Annotated in this window: 16 protein-coding genes; 9 read left to right on the forward strand and 7 right to left on the reverse strand. The window is 55.5% G+C overall.

The window, feature by feature from the left end:
• Positions 1-9: 9 nt before the first annotated feature.
• Complete coding sequence (locus tag OHL19_RS18665; RefSeq protein WP_263359530.1) at positions 10-747, forward strand: cytochrome c biogenesis protein; 738 nt, start codon at positions 10-12, stop codon at positions 745-747.
• Between the two features lie 324 nt (positions 748-1,071).
• A complete protein-coding gene (locus tag OHL19_RS18670) occupies positions 1,072-1,209 on the forward strand; it encodes a hypothetical protein (protein ID WP_263359342.1) in 138 nt (45 codons plus the stop codon).
• Between the two features lie 773 nt (positions 1,210-1,982).
• Here OHL19_RS18670 and OHL19_RS18675 read toward each other — a convergent pair.
• Both OHL19_RS18675 and OHL19_RS18680 read right to left on the reverse strand, forming a co-directional pair.
• Entirely contained in the window at positions 1,983-2,591 is a 609-nt protein-coding gene (locus tag OHL19_RS18675) for a TetR/AcrR family transcriptional regulator (RefSeq protein ID WP_263359343.1), read from the reverse strand.
• 94 nt (positions 2,592-2,685) lie between these two features.
• Entirely contained in the window at positions 2,686-3,426 is a 741-nt protein-coding gene (locus tag OHL19_RS18680; RefSeq protein WP_263359344.1) for an SDR family oxidoreductase, read from the reverse strand.
• A 452-nt stretch (positions 3,427-3,878) separates the two neighbouring features.
• Between OHL19_RS18680 and aroF the strand changes: the two genes are divergently transcribed.
• The 3 genes from aroF to OHL19_RS18695 all read left to right on the forward strand — a co-directional run bounded on the left by aroF (position 3,879) and on the right by OHL19_RS18695 (position 6,756).
• The gene (aroF, locus tag OHL19_RS18685) at positions 3,879-4,919 is read left to right on the forward strand and encodes a 3-deoxy-7-phosphoheptulonate synthase (protein WP_263359345.1); all 1,041 of its coding nucleotides are present in this window, start codon (positions 3,879-3,881) and stop codon (positions 4,917-4,919) included.
• 53 nt (positions 4,920-4,972) lie between these two features.
• Positions 4,973-6,121 (forward strand): beta-propeller fold lactonase family protein, encoded by a 1,149-nt coding sequence (locus OHL19_RS18690; protein ID WP_263359346.1) that lies wholly within the window; start codon positions 4,973-4,975, stop codon positions 6,119-6,121.
• Positions 6,122-6,390: 269 nt separating this feature from the next.
• The gene (locus OHL19_RS18695) at positions 6,391-6,756 is read left to right on the forward strand and encodes a helix-turn-helix transcriptional regulator (RefSeq protein WP_263359347.1); all 366 of its coding nucleotides are present in this window, start codon (positions 6,391-6,393) and stop codon (positions 6,754-6,756) included.
• Between the two features lie 36 nt (positions 6,757-6,792).
• Here OHL19_RS18695 and OHL19_RS18700 read toward each other — a convergent pair whose 3' ends face one another.
• A complete protein-coding gene (locus tag OHL19_RS18700) occupies positions 6,793-7,728 on the reverse strand; it encodes a YihY/virulence factor BrkB family protein (RefSeq protein ID WP_263359348.1) in 936 nt (311 codons plus the stop codon).
• A 337-nt stretch (positions 7,729-8,065) separates the two neighbouring features.
• On the opposite strand from OHL19_RS18700, the gene OHL19_RS18705 reads away from it, so the two are divergent.
• Positions 8,066-8,272 (forward strand): cold-shock protein, encoded by a 207-nt coding sequence (locus OHL19_RS18705; RefSeq protein WP_263359349.1) that lies wholly within the window; start codon positions 8,066-8,068, stop codon positions 8,270-8,272.
• Positions 8,273-8,292: 20 nt separating this feature from the next.
• Here OHL19_RS18705 and queG read toward each other — a convergent pair whose 3' ends face one another.
• Positions 8,293-9,486, reverse strand: coding sequence for a tRNA epoxyqueuosine(34) reductase QueG (gene queG, locus OHL19_RS18710; RefSeq protein WP_263359350.1), 1,194 nt, complete (start codon positions 9,484-9,486; stop codon positions 8,293-8,295).
• 84 nt (positions 9,487-9,570) lie between these two features.
• On the opposite strand from queG, the gene OHL19_RS18715 reads away from it, so the two are divergent.
• Positions 9,571-9,933 (forward strand): STAS domain-containing protein, encoded by a 363-nt coding sequence (locus OHL19_RS18715; RefSeq protein WP_263359351.1) that lies wholly within the window; start codon positions 9,571-9,573, stop codon positions 9,931-9,933.
• 70 nt (positions 9,934-10,003) lie between these two features.
• Positions 10,004-10,693 carry a cupin gene (locus OHL19_RS18720; RefSeq protein ID WP_263359352.1) on the forward strand — a complete coding sequence of 230 codons (690 nt, stop codon included), beginning with the start codon at positions 10,004-10,006 and terminating at the stop codon, positions 10,691-10,693.
• Positions 10,694-10,700: 7 nt separating this feature from the next.
• Here the strand turns inward: OHL19_RS18720 and OHL19_RS18725 are convergent, their stop codons facing one another.
• Both OHL19_RS18725 and OHL19_RS18730 read right to left on the reverse strand, forming a co-directional pair.
• The gene (locus OHL19_RS18725) at positions 10,701-11,861 is read right to left on the reverse strand and encodes a VWA domain-containing protein (protein WP_263359353.1); all 1,161 of its coding nucleotides are present in this window, start codon (positions 11,859-11,861) and stop codon (positions 10,701-10,703) included.
• Between the two features lie 112 nt (positions 11,862-11,973).
• Entirely contained in the window at positions 11,974-14,361 is a 2,388-nt protein-coding gene (locus tag OHL19_RS18730; RefSeq protein ID WP_263359354.1) for a glycoside hydrolase family 31 protein, read from the reverse strand.
• A gap of 222 nt (positions 14,362-14,583) precedes the next feature.
• Here OHL19_RS18730 and OHL19_RS18735 point away from each other — a divergent pair, with 222 nt between their 5' ends.
• Complete coding sequence (locus OHL19_RS18735; protein WP_263359355.1) at positions 14,584-15,159, forward strand: hypothetical protein; 576 nt, start codon at positions 14,584-14,586, stop codon at positions 15,157-15,159.
• 16 nt (positions 15,160-15,175) lie between these two features.
• On the opposite strand, the gene OHL19_RS18740 is transcribed toward OHL19_RS18735, so the two are convergent.
• Positions 15,176-16,447 (reverse strand): glycosyltransferase, encoded by a 1,272-nt coding sequence (locus OHL19_RS18740; RefSeq protein WP_263359356.1) that lies wholly within the window; start codon positions 16,445-16,447, stop codon positions 15,176-15,178.
• Between the last annotated feature and the right edge of the window lie 37 nt (positions 16,448-16,484).

Genomic DNA, 16,484 nt, shown 5'->3' on the forward strand with positions numbered 1-16,484 from the left:
ACTAGTGGAATCCTCTTCGCAGTAACGAGGCATTATCTAATGAAGAAGCTATTTTCGGTAATCGGTATCGCGGCCGTTATTGCGCTTATGGCCTGGGCCTTCTATCAGGCGATGTATGTGGCGCCCGCGGAAGCCACCATGGGCGACGTCGCAAGAATCTTCTACTACCACGTGCCTCACGGCATGCTTTGCTATTTATTCTTCAGCATCAACTTCGTCGCTTCTGTGCTGGTTCTGGCGTGGCGGCGAACGAACCCGGCGCGGGCGCTTGCCGCCGATGCGTGGGCACTTGCCGGGGCTGAGGTTGGAGTGGTTTTTTGTTCCGTCGTGCTCATCACTGGCCCGCTCTGGGGCAGACCAGTCTGGGGTATCTGGTGGACCTGGGACGCTCGCCTGACAACGACGCTTGTTCTGTGGCTCATTTACGTCAGTTACCTGCTGGCGAGGCGCTTTACTGCCGGTGCGGAGATGCAGACGCTTGCGGCGGTGCTTTCCGTATTTGGCGCGCTCGACATGCCCATCAATTACCTGGCCAATCGCCTGTGGCGTACCCAGCATCCTTCCCCTGTATTTGGAGGCGATCCGGATGCCGGGCTTAAAGATCCACGCATGCTCGCCGCATTTGGATGGAACGTGCTTGCATGGGCAGTCTGGGGACTAACAGTGCTGGCGATTCGCATCTACATCCAACGGCGACAGCAACGGATTGACGGCGCTGAAGCACTTGCCGCCCTGGCTGGCGACTAATCCCTGCCGGGGTTACCGACAAGAATCTTTAGAAATCTGTGGGAGGAAATGTGGGACACAATTTTCTGGTAGCGGCGTTTTGCTGCACATGGGTAATTCAATTGGGCTATCTTACGTGGATGCTACTGAAATGGCAGAAGCAGCGCTCGAAGCTGCGTTCAAACAAATAACTCTTGAAAAACTCTGGCTGTAACACCAATGTGGGTACCTGGGTAACACCCATTTGAATTAAATCCAGTTTCTTTGTGGGATTTAAGTAATTTCTATTTCCGCCGAAGATAGATGTGTGAAAGAGTACTAGAAACACCTTCAAAGGAAAATCCCATGCATGATCTCGTCATTGCTCTTGCTTTTATTGGGCTAACAATTGTTCCTGCAGTTGTGATGGCCAAGACTCAGGTATCTCGTCCCACCCAACACGAAGCAGAGGTTCCCTCAGCCGAGGAACTCAAAACCTACTAGTTCAGATTCCTCTCAGGCAATGGGGCGGAAAGAACGTTTGCACCTGCAAACAAACGTTGCAATCTTTCCGCATAGAGCGGCATAAAACGCAGATCCGCATGGAGTAAAGAGCCGCGACTTTCAGCCGCAGACTTTCAATCTACACTTATATCTATCGACAGACATGAATCCCCTGCCCCATCGATCCCTATGCATTGCCTGAGAACAATTTCCCCAAAGCTTAGCCTTCGCGCGTCTCTCTCTAACGGCAGGTTGCCGAATCAATCCATAACTCAATTAATTCAGAACTGAATCAATCCGGAAGATATCGATCTAACACTTCAGAGGTATACGGCATACTACTGTTTCATTTTGGAACAGGAGAATGTGCTATTTCGTAACCTAGTTACTTCGGTCATGATCAATGTGTGGACGAGTTCAGACGAACTCCCACCAAGGAGCATCTCCCCAATGCATGATCTTCTTATCGCCCTCGCCTTTATTGGAATGGTTATCACCCCGGCCATAGTCGCCGCTCATTCCGGCACCTCGGAAAGCAACCCTGAGTAAGCCAGCAGTAACTCCTACCGAAACGATGATATTTTCCCGGCGATTGCCGACACGATTGCGATAGATTGAGCGCAATTAACCCCAGCCGATATCCTCGCTGGGGCATGTTTTTGGATATTTGCAGACTACCTGTATAGAAAATCATTAAGCCATGCTTTGAAACATGATCTGCCACGGTCCCTCTTCCACCATCCAGATATCCAGATGCCCGTTTCAAAACACTGCTATAAGGTTTCGTTCGCCTGCGGTCGCGTGCGAACCTGGCTCTCAATATAGGCATTCAGATGCTGTTGAGCTACGCGCAGGACGCGGCCAGATTCCTGTAGCTGTGAGGTGATAAAAGCACCCTCCATCAGAGAGATGATCAGAGTCGAGAGACCCTCAGGATCTACATCGGCACCGATTTCCCCTTTGCTCTGCCCCTCTTCGATGATCTGGTTGAGAGCCGAGATCCAATCGCGCAGCGCTTCTTTCGCCATCGAGCGAAGCACGGAGTTGCCGTCATCGGTATCGGTTGCGGTATTCCATAAGGGGCAGCCGCCTGGAAAGGCCTGCTTTGACGCCAGATTTTCGATATGCAGCTTGAGCTTGTCGACACTGTTCGCGACATCGCCGAGATTGCCCATTCTGGCCGAGCAACTCTGCTTCCACGCATAACGGAACGCCTCGCCTGCCAGCTCCTCTTTGGTGGCAAAGTGGCCGTAGAGGCTCGCTTTTTCAAGGCCAGTCGCAACGCTGATCTCCTGCATGGAACAGCCGTCGAAGCCGTGCTTATTGAAGAGCGGCGCAGCCTCAGAAATGATGCGGTTACGTGTTATCTCACCTTTCGTCATGGTGCTCCATCTCCATAATTAGAGCAGGCGGGTAGGGAATGCCCCACCCGCCCACTGCTCAAATCAGGTTCGCAATTACCAGGCAACTTCGCAATTACCAGGGCAGCTCTGATCCCAGGTGAATAAACCGGCCGTTAGGGCCGTCCGGGCCAATTAAGGCAAGCTCTACGCTCGTCTTGGCGCCATCGACGATCTCCATAGGCGCCTGATCGGTACCCATTTCTGTCTTGACCCAACCAGGATGTGCGGAGTTCACCTTGATCTTTGTGTCCTTGAGCTCATTGGCGAGATGGATAGTAAAGGCATTCAGCGCTGTCTTTGAAGCGTCGTAGGCGAAGACCTTGATCGACGCAATGGGGCTGTTCGGATCGGCATGCAATGTAAGCGAACCAAGGACGCTGGAGAGATTGACGATGCGGCCGCCTTCGCTCTTCTTCAACAACGGAAGAAACTCGCGGGTGACAGCGATAACCGAGAAGAGGTTGGTGCCAAAAACGGTCTGAAGCTCTTCCTCTGTCGTCTGGCTGGTCTTCGGGTTGAACATGCCGTCCTGCGCGCCGACGCCTGCATTGTTGATCAGGATATCGAGCTTGCCGAACTTGTCTGTGACGATCTTGGCAGCAGCAGTGCGGTCAGCAGCTTTGGTTACATCGAGCTGAACGGCAAAGGCGTCGATACCCTCAGCCTTGAGAGTGGTAGCTGTCTGCTCTGCGGCATCCAGAGTGCGCGCAGCAACAATGACAGTGGTTCCCTTGTGGCCTAATTGCCGTGCTGTTTCCAGACCGATGCCACGATTGGCGCCGGTGATGAGTGCGATTTTCTTGTCAATTGCCATTGGAATTGACCTCCTTGTTAGCAGATGTGGAGGCAGGAGGATGGATTCACGTTTTTCTACCGATTGGTAGTTTTTTAAGAATTCTTAATGTTGCCACGGGAATGTTGGGAACAATTTAACACCTAGGTGTGAAACCCGCTAACACCGTCTCGATTCGGAACAGCGTGTTCGTGGTATTTTCGATTTTCGTTGCCTGGATCATGATGAAGGGGTGGACGGGTTCAGACGAATCCCCAAGGAGAATTACCCCAATGCATGATCTTCTTATCGCTCTCAGCTTCATCGGAATGGTTATCGCCCCCGCAATCGTCGCCTCCAAATCCGGCACCTCTGAATCCAACCCTGAGTAATGCAACCCTGAGTAGGGTTGCCGACTGTCACTGACACAGGATTGCCCTTGCCTGCAACAGGGATTACACTCACTCTTTGAGGGTAAGACGATGCTGGTAGTCATGAAAGCGCAAGCTACGCCAGAGCAGGTCAAGGCTGTTTGCGACCATATTGAGCAGTTAGGTTTCCGTGCGCACTCCCTTCCTGGAGCGCAGCGGACAGCAATTGGAATCACTGGAAATCAGGGCGAAGTCGAACGCGGCAATCTTGAAGAGCTGCCCGGAGTCGCCGAGGTTATCCGGGTTTCAAAGGCATACAAGCTGGCCAGCCGCGATGCCAAGGAAGACAATACGATCATTCGTTTTCCCGGTACGGATGCAACGATCGGCGGCAACGATATTGCCATCGTCGCTGGACCATGCTCGATCGAAACACGCGAGCAGGCATTCACCATCGCAGAAAAAGTCGCCGCCTCCGGCGCGCAGTTCTTCCGTGGCGGAGCATTCAAACCACGCACGTCTCCTTATGCATTTCAAGGCCTGGGCATTGAAGCTCTGCAGATCATGGCTGAGATTCGCGATGCCTTTGGTCTGAGAATCATCACCGAAGCAATCGACAACGAATCGCTGGAGCTGGTGGTAGAGTATGCGGACGTCATCCAGATTGGCGCGCGCAATATGCAGAACTATTCCCTGCTGAAGAAGGCCGGCAAAACACGCAAACCGGTGCTGATCAAGCGCGGCATGTCTGCAACGCTCGATGAGTTTTTGATGTCTGCCGAGTACGTGATGAGCGAGGGAAATTACCAGGTCATCCTATGCGAGCGTGGTGTGCGGACTTTTGCCGATCACACACGCAACACGCTGGACCTAAGTATCGTTCCCGCTGTGCAACGGCTGAGCCACCTGCCAATCCTGGTCGACCCAAGCCACGGCACGGGCAAGCGCAACAAGGTTATTCCGATGGCTCGCGCGGGCGTTGCTGTAGGCGCGGACGGAATCATGGTGGAAGTCCATCATGAGCCGGAAAAAGCATGGTCGGATGGCCCACAGTCCATCTATCCCGAGCAGTTTGCAAGCATGATGGACGAGTTGGAGCAGATTGCAGCAGTGCTGCATCGGCGCGTGCCGCGTGGGATTCATGTCGAGGCAGCTACAGCTTGAGATCTGGCCTCATTTCAAAAAAAAAGGCCGGGAAGCCTGCCAGTCTATCTGCGTTGGGCGCATTCTGTGCGCTTGCGTTCGCGGGGCTGTCCCTGGTAGGCTGCCGCCCGCATGACTTCCCGGAGTATCCTGCAAACTACCGCGAATTCGCATATGTGACCAATGGCGGCAGCAACACGGTCAGCGTCTTTGACGTGGTGCATCTACGTCTGGATCGAGAGATTCAGGTTGGCCAGAATCCGACAGGCGTGGCTGCGAATCCCAAACGCAACGAAATCTATGTCGTGAATACCGGCAATGGGCAGAGCAACGGATCCGTGTCCGTTATCGATGCTGAAAAAAATGCGGTAGCTGCGACCATTCCTGTTCGCAAAGCTCCGTATTTTATCGATATCGATGCAAAACGCGATCTCGCCTATGTGGCCAACTCCGGCTCGAACTCAGTGTCGGTGATCGATCTGAAAATGCATCGTGAAACGGCTGTGATCGGCGTTGGCGAAGGCCCCGGCCTGGCACGGCTATCGCCGGATGGAAAATCGCTGGTAGTGACCAACCGAACCGGCAACAGCGTAAGCGTTCTCGATACATCCACAAACCGCCTGCGCGCCGTAATCGAGGGTTGCCCCGGCGCCACGGACGCAGTGGTTATGCACGACTCCACCAAGGCATTTGTGGCATGTTCCGGCGGGCACCAGGTGATGGTCGTTGCGTTGGCCCGCGAGGCGGACGCGAATGGCCCGGCGCGTCCCGATGCGATGGAAGCACTGCTGGATGTTGGCCGCTCTCCTGTTCATCTAGCCCTCAAGCCCGATGGAGGCGAGGTATTCGTATCGAATTTTGACTCGGACTCGATCTCTGAAATCGTAACCGGAACCGATGATGTCGGCGGCACCTATCTCATGGGTTCCAGGCCGGTGCGCGGATTGGTGAGCAACGATAACTCCCTGCTCTACGTGAGCAATTTCAATTCGCAGGATCTGTCGATCTATGGAATTGACGATGGCAAACGCGTGGGATCTGTTCACGTTGGCGACGGACCGGATGCCCTGGCCTTTTCCGCAGCCGGTAACCTGCTCTTCGCCGTAGATGCTCGGTCGGGCGACGTGGCCGTGGTGCGCACCAGTTCGCGGTCGTTATTTACCCTGCTGCCCACCGGACGTCGACCCAGCTCAATCGTGGTGAAGGCTTTCCGAATACGATAAAGGCATCGCCGGTCAAGGTTAAGAACCAGACAATATACGTTACCCCCGTAACTAATTAAGTATTGGTTCCTGAATGTCTCGTAAATTTTCCTTGAAAATTGGAGACTGCAAACCTCATCCCATCGACATAAAATCTGGCTTGAAACTTCCGCAAAATCATTGATTACCGAGGAGTACGCAGCTCAAGGAACGAGCCTGCGGACGCGAGCTCGCGGATTTTTTCATCAGGGTTCCCTATTCAAAATCTGCATGTTTTCCGAGGTCTCTCCATGCTGGTAAATGCTGAAAAACCGCGCACGAAATTTCGTACGCGGGTGCAGACAAAACAGATGATCGCTCCGTCGCGCAAGACGGATTCCGCTCCAATCGGCTTTACTTTTTTCAGCAATCACGCTCATGTTCTGCTGCTGATTGCGCGTGAGTCCGATGTCCGTATGCGCGAACTGGCCGCTGAAGTTGGCATCACCGAGCGCGCAGTCCAGCGCATCATCGACGATCTCACCGCAAATGGCTATGTCACCGTTACGAAGGAAGGACGCCGTAATCTGTATCAGATTCAAGGGGATTTGCCGCTCCGCCATCCCATAGAGAGGCATTGCACTATCGGCAGCCTGATCGGTCTTGTATTTCCTTAAAAGGAATGCCGTAATTCCAGCCGTAGAGGAATCGTCCTAGGCAGCAGCCCCGGGACGATTGCGGCTGTTGTGGCGCATGGCGCTAAACTGCGCCCCGGCAAACAGCAGCAGCCCCGAAACATAAGCCCACAGGAGCAATCCGACCGAGACATAGAACGGCCCGTATAGCGCCCGAAGATCGAGCCGCGGCAGCACCGCAACAAAGAGATACTTCGCGCCCACCCAGAGCAATCCGGTGACGATTGCAACGCGAATGACAGGGCGTACCGGTACCTTGCGATTGGGCAACAGCCAATAGATGGAAAAGAAAAACAGGATGCTGGCAATCGCAGTAGAAATTGCCAGCCATGAATCGCTCAGAAAGTGGAAAGCAACATTGTCCACATGGCCCCAGAAGATCACAGTGAGGATCTTGCGCTCACCCTGGTTGATGAAGATGCTGCCCATGCCGAGAATAACCATCCAGATAGCGAGGCCGAGAGCGACCAACTGGTTCATGAGGTAGTTGCGGCTGTGCGCCACTCCCCACGAGCGATTGAGCGCGACCTCCAGCGGCAGAAAGATGCCGGTGCAGGAAACAAGAATCGCGATCAGAGAAAAAGCGCGAACCCCCTTGTGATCTGCAACCAGTGCGAGGTTCTGCGCCACCCAATCCTGATTCGACGGGAAGAAATACTTCACCATATCGCCGATAACAGCAGCCATGGCCGGGGAGTGAAAGATGCTGTGCGCGATGGTGTACAGCATCACGATAAATGGAATGAACGAAAGAATTGCATTCGCCGATACGCTGAACGCGAAGGTGTGAACCTCACTGTCGAGCAGGTAGCTCAGCAGCGTCTTGCCATCTCTGCGCCACTCAAATCCATAGATCGGCAGCGGCCCTTCAGCGGCAGCGCGTTGCGGCTCAGGTCCGCGAGCAGCACCAGGCTCGGGTAAAACTTCTGTCTCGGATGGTGAAATCGGTGGCATAGAGGGCTCGCGTAGGAATGCAGCTAAAAAGCTAATTTTAACCCGCGTGAACACTACGAATTCGCAACGATGGTTAACAGCGCACGCGGAGGCTGACTATTTTTTCTTGCATTTTCAAAGAAATGCTGCCATAACCAGAGCACGGTGAGCGTTGGGAGCGCTCATTTATCTTTCAGCCAACACAGCCTCAACACTGTTACCAGGCAGGATTGCCAATTGGGCGTAGTTATATTCCGGACATGACTTCGAGCTGCCACTCTGTTCCGATTACGGACCTACTGGTGGCTCTTGGCATATCTGGAGCTTGCTTCATCACCAATCATCGAGGAGAGTACGAGTGAAGGAAACAGGTGTAGTCAAGTGGTTTAACGGGGCCAAGGGCTATGGTTTTATTCAACGTTCTACGGGAGAGGATGTCTTCGTTCATTTTTCTGCGATCATGACAGATGGTTATCGTTCGCTCAATGAGGGTGAGTCCGTCGAATTCGAGTTACAGCAAGGTCCAAAGGGACTGAACGCGGTCGAAGTTACACGAAGCGCGTAGCTCGCCACCGCACGGCTGAGTTACTTCCCATCCTCGGGAGGTAACTCAGTCGTGCGGCTGCCTTGGATCTGCTTCAAAGCCCACAAAGCTGCATCCTGGACTGCAACCGTCTCTGCCTGCGCAGAGTCCGACCATCGCTCCAGCCAGGGCAGAAACCGCGCCAGGCGACTGTTGCCCATGGCAACGGCGATGTTTCTGCGCAGACCCAGAAAGCCCGCTCTTCGCACCGGTGAGCCGTTGAAGAGACGTTCGAAATCGGCTTCTTCCATCTCCGCCAGCCATTCCAATGAGGGATTGATCAGCTCACGACGCGGCGCAAGTTCAGAATCAGTGCTGATGGGCGCCTTGCGATTCCACGGGCAAACATCCTGGCAGATATCGCAGCCTAGGATCTGGCGGCCCATTCCTGCCAGAAGCTCTTCGCTGATGGCGCCGCGATGCTCGATGGTCAGATAGGCGATGCAGCGCGAAGCATCCATCCGATACGGCTCAAACAGCGCGTCCGTAGGGCAGGCATCGATGCAGCGGGTGCAGCTTCCGCAGCGATCGGGAACCACAAGTGGCGTCGATTCTGCCGCCACCGGCAGAGCGGTGACGAGCACGGCGAGAAAATTCCACGAGCCAAGCTTCGGATGAATCAGGCAGGTATTTTTCCCCGTCCAGCCAAGCCCGGCAGCGCGCGCAATCGAACGTTCAACCACCGGGCCGGTATCGACATAAGCGCGGCATTCGAACTCCCCATAGGCCTCGTGCATCGACGCTTCGAGGGCTCGCAGACGCTTCAACAGAACCTTGTGATAATCGCTGGGGCGCACGTTGCCGTTCGGATCCTTGCGGCTCGACCAGGCATAGCGGGCGATCCAGCCTGCCGCAGCATCGGCAGAAGCGATCGAGAGCGGTGCATCGGCATGGTAGCTGGCGAGGCAAACGACGACCGAGCGCGCCCACGGAAACGGCACCTCGACCTTGCTGCGGATGAGTTCCCCCTGCTCATTGCGGCGGGCAAGGTAATTCATCGTCGCGGATCGGCCTGTTTCTACAAATTCCGTAAAGCGCGCAGCATCCCGTTCCGTCTGGACGTAGGGGATCGGAACAATGCCCGCTTCGGTGAATCCGGCCTGGCGGGCAAGCGCGCGCAGATCCGCCTGTGTTGGCAAACTCGATACTGCCTCTGGAGCAATCGTAGGGGTCGGGATGGAACTGGATGAGGGCATTTTTGCGTATACCTACCACGAACGGGTGTCGCGGCGCTTGATTGTAATTACTCCGCGCTGCCATCCCGATCTGGAGGACCTTGTATGAATGTACCGCCTTATTCCAATACTGTTCTTGCCACAGAGGATCTGCCCACGGTGATCGCCGTGAATTATGAGCTGGTGCGAGGCTCGGAAACACAAATTATGGACGACCTGCTGCCCCGCGTAAAAAACGAGTCGGTAGCGCTCGATCTCTCCGGCGTGGGACGCATCGACGCAGCAGGTATCGCGGCGCTGATCACGCTCTATTGCAGCTCCGTCGAGTCTGGAACGGATTTCTCGATCGTTGCTCCGTCGTCGCATGTCCTGGAACTGTTGCGAATTGTCGGCCTGGAGTCGATCCTGATCGCACACTGCCGCCCGACAACTGCGGCTGGCTCTCGGCAGGACAGGTCCGCGGCTTAAATCGCAGTTTGAGTTTGGCTTGAAAAGCTGAATTTTCTCGCCGACGGAGCATTCAAGGCATCCTATACAAGTGAGTAAACCTTTCCTTGAGGATTGGAGAGGATCGCGGAAAACCGCGAAGGAATGCGAGGATGCCCTGAATCGCCGTCAATTTGCCACTCTTCTAACAGCCTTTGGCCTGACCGGGGATTCCCCTGGATTCAGCCTCGACACCAAAACAAATGCCGAACCGCAATTACTGCAACTCTCCCGCAACGGATGGATGCCGAACAACGAACATCTGCCCGTAATCCTTTACCGCGGAGCGATTGATTTAACCGGCGTTGATCCGGCTGCGAGCTTTGAAAGAGTCTTCGAGGCTAATGGATGGCCTGCGCAATGGCGCAATGGTGTCTATAACTTCCATCACTATCACTCGACTGCACATGAGGTTTTGGGCTTTGCCTCCGGACACGCGCGATTGATGCTGGGTGGCGAAAATGGCCACGAAGTTCAAGTCAGCGCCGGTGATGTCGCGATCTTACCCACAGGCACCGGACACTGCCGCCTGGAGGCCAGCGACGACTTCCTCGTGGTTGGGGCCTATCCACCGCATCAGAGCTGGGATATCTGTCGCAGCGCTCCGGACGCCGAGGCCGATGCAAGAATGCTGCATCTTCCCTTTCCAGGTTCCGACCCGGTAACAGGAAAATCAGGCGCGCTTACAAAGCAATGGCGAAGCGATGGCCAGGCAATGGGCCAAAACAATAACCCGAAGTAATGCCCGGCTAATCCTGTGAAAAATAACCCTCGCGCGTGACAACGGTCAGCTTCTCGTCCTTGGCTTTCAATGCGATTTTGTGAAAGCCGTCGGAATCGTCCTTGCTGGCAGGCTTGTCAGGCGTGTAGCTCAACAGATATTGCCCGCGAAGTTCATCACTGATCTGGGCATATACCTCATCGAAGCTGTCCTTCTTTTTCGCCTCAAAGAATCGGCCGCCGGTACGACTGGCAATCTGTTCCATGATTTTTTTGCCGTCGATCTTCGGTTCGGATTCGGAGGGGCGCTGGCCCCCGCGACCGCCAGGGTAACCACCACCGCCGCCCGGATAGCCACCTCCACCGGGATAACCGCCGCCACCCATGCCACCGCGATGCCCGCCCATGGGATTCATGCTGTGATGCTCTTCTTCGCCTTTAAAATAAACGGTATAGATGGAGAGATTCGCTTTCTCCGCTGCATCGATAGCCGAGTTCAGAGATTCCTTGCTGCCGCGATCCGCGCCGTCCGAAAACACGATCAGCGCCTTGCGTCCAGGCTGCGGCTGCATCAGTTCGGTGGACGCGAGATAGATGGCGTCATACAACTGTGTTCCGCCGCGACGGCCACCACCGCGCTCGCCTGAACTGTTGCCGCTGTCGCCGCTTCCCGATCCGCTACTTGCCCCACCGCCCGAAGAACTCGTCATCTCGTCCAGCTCATGATGGAGCTTCTCTTTGGAAGAAGTGAAGTCCTGCAATAGCTCCACTTCATGATCAAAGTGCAGCAGAAACGCCTTGTCCGCCGGCTGGGAGAGCATCTGGTCGATGAATTTTCCGCTGGCAGAGCGCTCGCCCGGAAGCGCGTTTTCCTCGCTGCGGCTGGTGTCGATCAACAGCCCCAGGCGGTACGGCAGGTTCGTCTGATGGTTAAAGCTTTTGATTACCTGTGGACGCCCATCTTCTTGAAGAGTAAAGTCCGCCTGCGTAAGCGTGGAGACAATCTTGCCGCTCTTATCGCGAACCGTGACCGGCAGCAGAACTTCATGCACCTGTGCCTTCAGGGTGGTCACCGGCGCATTGTCCGATGCTGACTTTGAAGCGTCCTGCGCCAGCCCGGCGATAGCCAGGCTGCCAGTGAAAGAGACGAGAATGAAAGAGCCGAAAAGTGCTGCTTGAGTTCTGTTCATAGTCAGTTTTGGCAGGCTGCGCAGGCGTGCGGCGCCTTGTCTCCCGATTAGGTCTGCTGATTAGACGAGTCCCGCTAAAAGTAGTTGACGCTACACCCGCTTCATCGACGAACTAATGTTGAATGACCTCAATAACGGACGAATCGGAATCCGGCCATGCTGAATCGCCCGTATGCGTCAGCTTCTTTGTCGAGTCGTCCCAGTGAATCTGCGTAATACGGCTCTTGCCCTTCTCGTAGTCGTAGCTGGTGCCATCGTCGTCGTAGAGAGTAAAGTCGGCATCCGATCCGGGATAGATGCGTACTCGGGCAATCTTCTGTGCCTGGGTGGTATTTTCGATCGGCTGGCCAATCGGCAGGATCGAACCGGCGCGGACGAAAAGCGGCAGCGTGTCGATCGGCGCGTTTACGGTGATTGTCTGACCGCCCTTCACGCGCTCGTTGGTCCAGTAGTTGAACCAGTCCGAGCTCTCCGGCAGATAGACCTTGCGGCTGGTTGCGCCCTGATCCGAGATAGGAGCAACGAGAAAAGACGGGCCCAGCATGTATTCATCCCGCAGATCGGCAACGTTAGGGTCGTTGGGAAAATCCATGAAAAGAGCGCGCATGATGGGTGCGCCGGTCTTCCAGGTCTTGTATTCCGCCGAGTAAAGGTAAGGCAAAATCTGGTATCGAAGCTTCAGGTATTTCTCCAGGATCGGCTCAGCCTGCTTGCCGTAGGACCAGACCTCGTTCGTAAGACGGCTGCCGTGTGCGCGCATGATCGGCAGGAATGTTGCGTACTCAAACCAGCGCGTGTACAACTCGGGATAATCGTCGTAACCGCCGACATTGTCGCGGGCGTCTGAAGGATCAAGCAGCGGCGGGTGCACAGGATGATGCTCGGCGGGCAGATACTGCCAGCCTCCGGTATCGTTGCTCCAGTTGGCAATGCCGGACGCGGTGAAGTCCAACCCGGTAGGGATCTGCCGCTTAAGCGTGTCCCAGGTGTCGTGAATGTCAGATGACCAGACGATATCCCCATTGCGCTGCACTCCGAGATACGCGTCTCGCGAAAGACTAAGCGCTCGCTTCTGCGGCAGATCGCGACGGAATCCGTCATACAGCGAAGCCGTGTGAAACAACGGATAGATATTGAAATACTGCGTCCCCGGCCCAACATGCAGGTAGCTGCCATTGGGCGGCAGATCAGGCTCTGTTTCGTCCAGCCAGATGGAGTCAAATCCCTTGCTCAAAATGTTGTCGCGGATCGCTCCCCAATACCACTTTGCCGCCTCAGGATTCGTGGTATCGATATCGGAACCAGCGCGATCATAGGGCAATCCATTGGTAGGCGTGCCGTCTGCGAGATGTTCAAACCAGCCATTCTTGAGAATGAGATCGTAGAAGCGCGAACCGGGCACATAACGCGGCCAGACGCTGATCATTGTCTGAAAACCCATCTCATGCAATTGCTTGTTCATCGCGACAGGATCGGGCCAGAGCGCGGGATCGAAGTCCATCTGCCCCATCTTCGTGTAGTAGAACCAGTCGACAACCATCACATCCACGGGCAGATGGCGGTCGCGATATCCCTTGGCGACGGCCAGCACTTCGGCCTGTGAACGATAGCGCTGCTTGCATTGGATGTATCCGTAAGCCGCCTTGGGCAGCAGAGGCGTTGGCCCGGTAAGCAGCCGGTAGCCTGCGTAGATTTCGTCTGTCGTCCTGCCGGAAATCACGAAGAAAGAAACCCGGTCGCCGACTTCGGATGTCCACGTTGTCTGCTCGTTAAATCCAGGCCGGATGGTGGTGCGCGAAGGATTGTCCCACACCAGGCCGTAGCCCTTGTTGGTCACCAGAAACGGCACGCAGACACTCGGACCGGCTGCGGCGTTGTAGTCATGCCAGCATGGAACCACATGGCCGCGATGATCGAGGAAGCCTTCCTGATTCTGCCCCAGCCCGTAGTAATGTTCATCGTCCGGAGAGTGAAAGGACGCGCCCACCTGGAAGAACTCCGAGTCCGTGGGACGGCGGTCGTTCAGGATCTGCTGGTTGCCGTCTTTGTAGTTGGGCACAGACTGCGACCAGCCATTCATATCGAGCAGCGTCTTGCCCTCAGGAGTGCTGAAGACAATGTGCGCCCCCGGCGTCGAGCCATTGAAAAATTTTCCAATGTCCATCTGCGTCTGGATAGGCTTCCACGGCTTGCCTGCAGGAAGCTTCACCACGAGCTGCGAGGACTGGTAGGTCTCGCCATCGGCAGCCTCGGTATGCTTCCATCCATCTGCGGCAGGAGTAGCGATGAATCCGTAGCCGGGGCCGGCAACGGCGTGCTCTTTTTGCAGGCTGAGCGTGACGCGAATGATATTCGGCGCATACGGTTCAAGGACCAATGTGCTGCCATGCAGATCCAGTTGCAGCTTTTGAATGCTGTCCTCATGCTGGGCCTGAACGGACGTAGCAAGCGCAATCACAGCGATGGGCAAGAGAACGTGGAGCGAGGAAATACATTTCATCACTTCGAACCTGCTTCAATATCTGGCTGCTGTGGTTTGACCTTTACTTGATCGATTTACCAAGCGCAGGAAGAGTATAGCGCCAGCCTCATTCAAGTGTCGTGGATCTTCTTTGCAGACTCCCTTCCAGGCTGCGTATTTGTATCTCTGGCGATTTCGGGTTACGCTTCTTGCAACTATCCGCACCAGATGATTATCCGCACCAGATGATGGGGTTATCCAATGCCACTTCGCAGATTGCGTGGGCTGGCGCTTGCCGTACTGCCCACTGCCGTGCTGTCCACTGCCTTCGCTCTCTTTACCTTTCTGCCCGGCCACGCCCTCGGGCACAGGGATGCGCCGAAGGCCTGTGTGACGACCGCGGAAGCGGCCCAGCAGCCCAACAAGGATATCTGCGTGAGTGCGCACGTCTACAACGTTGTGGAGTCGGCCGACGGCACCCGCTTTCTCGATGTCTGCTCAACCGAGTTAGCCGATAAGGACTGCCGCTTCGTCATTCTCAGCCTGCGCGACGATCGCAACGATGTTGGCGAACTGAGCCAGTATCGCGGGCAGGAGGTGGCGATACGCGGCACCATTCGGCCTCTGCACGGACGGATGGGCATCGTACTGAGTCATGCGCGCCAGTTCTCCGGTGGGCCGGAGAAGTTCAGGCCCAACCCGAAATTGTTGCGAGGGTTCAACGGACAGTCGGACCAGATGCCCGTCAAGGACCCGAACCTGCGCAGCTCCGGGCGGCACCGCAGCTTCATGGATACTTCAGACAAGGAATCGCTGCCCGCAGCGAAGGAAAAATAGCCGTTTTAAAAAATCTTTACCAGAATTTGCCGGCGTGGGCGCGAAGATTCTTCAAGGGATAGAGCGTGCCACGCCAGATAACTCCGCCACGCACCAGCGCCAGGATCATGGAGCGCAACATGGCAAAGAGAAGTAGGCTCGCCGCCAGCGGATAAAGCAGCACATAAGCAGGCGGAACGCGCGTGTATTTGCGACTGGCGGAATACAGCGCCGTAATCGCAAGATAGGTCGCAATGCCCGCAACTCTGGCCCATCCTCCCGCGATAATCGCCGCGATGGGTAACACGATCTGGATGGCAAATCCCAGGCATGCGAGAAGCGTAACCGGCACCTTGTACCGGTACAGGGCAAACATATTTTTTTCGACGTTGCGCACCACGCCCCATGCTCCATGAGACCAGCGGACTGAGGCCAGTCCGGGGCCGAGCACGACTCGCTGGCGATAGCCTGCATGTTTCAGCTTCCAGCCAAAGCACAGGTCTTCGAGCACCTCCATATGCAACGCGCCAAACCCACCCAAGGCCTCATAGGTACTTCGACGCACAAGATTGAAGGCTCCAACGCCAATAAAATCACGGGCCTTCGGATCGGCCACACGCCACAGCCGCACCGTCCATATGGAGAGAGCATAGATAGCTCCAAACATGGCCGCCTCGCCAACAGTCTTCATGACGAACTCCGGCATCAGAACCAGATGGTCTGAACCCAGATGATCGGACGGCCTGCCGAGTGCATAACGCAGCGCCAGAGTCATCGTCTGTGGAGCGAAAAACACGTCGCCGTCAGTGAAGAGAATCCAGTCCGCCCGGGCAAGCTCAGCGGCACAGGCAAGCGCATGTGGCTTACCCAGCCAGCCCTCGGGAAGCACCTGGATATGCAATGCCTGAAGCGTGTGCCCTCCGGTTCCGGAGCCAACCTCAGCCTCAATCCGAGAGATGATTGCGCCGGTGCTATCCGTCGAACGATCGTTCACCGCGATGATCTGCAGCCGAACCCCCTCGGAAGCCAGCAGCGAGCGCAGCGTGGCCTCAATTGAAGCCTCCTCGTTGCAGGCAGGCACAACGACCGTGAGGTGGGGAGCTTCAATGTCTTTCAGTATTGGACTTGTCAGAGCCGGACTTGTCAGAACGGGATTTGCCAAAACGGGCAGCGAATCAGGTGGAATGAGATTGAGATTGTCCAGTTCAGAAAAGTGAAGCATCCATTGGATGGTCTTCCAGAGCCAGCCGAGGGCCAGCAATGAGGCCAGAACAAGGAAAATCCAACCCCGGATAATCGTCAAAGTCACAACTTTATTATCGACGCTCCGGCTACATCCAGCCGAA

Source organism: Acidicapsa ligni, from assembly GCF_025685655.1.
Lineage (GTDB): Bacteria > Acidobacteriota > Terriglobia > Terriglobales > Acidobacteriaceae > Acidicapsa > Acidicapsa ligni.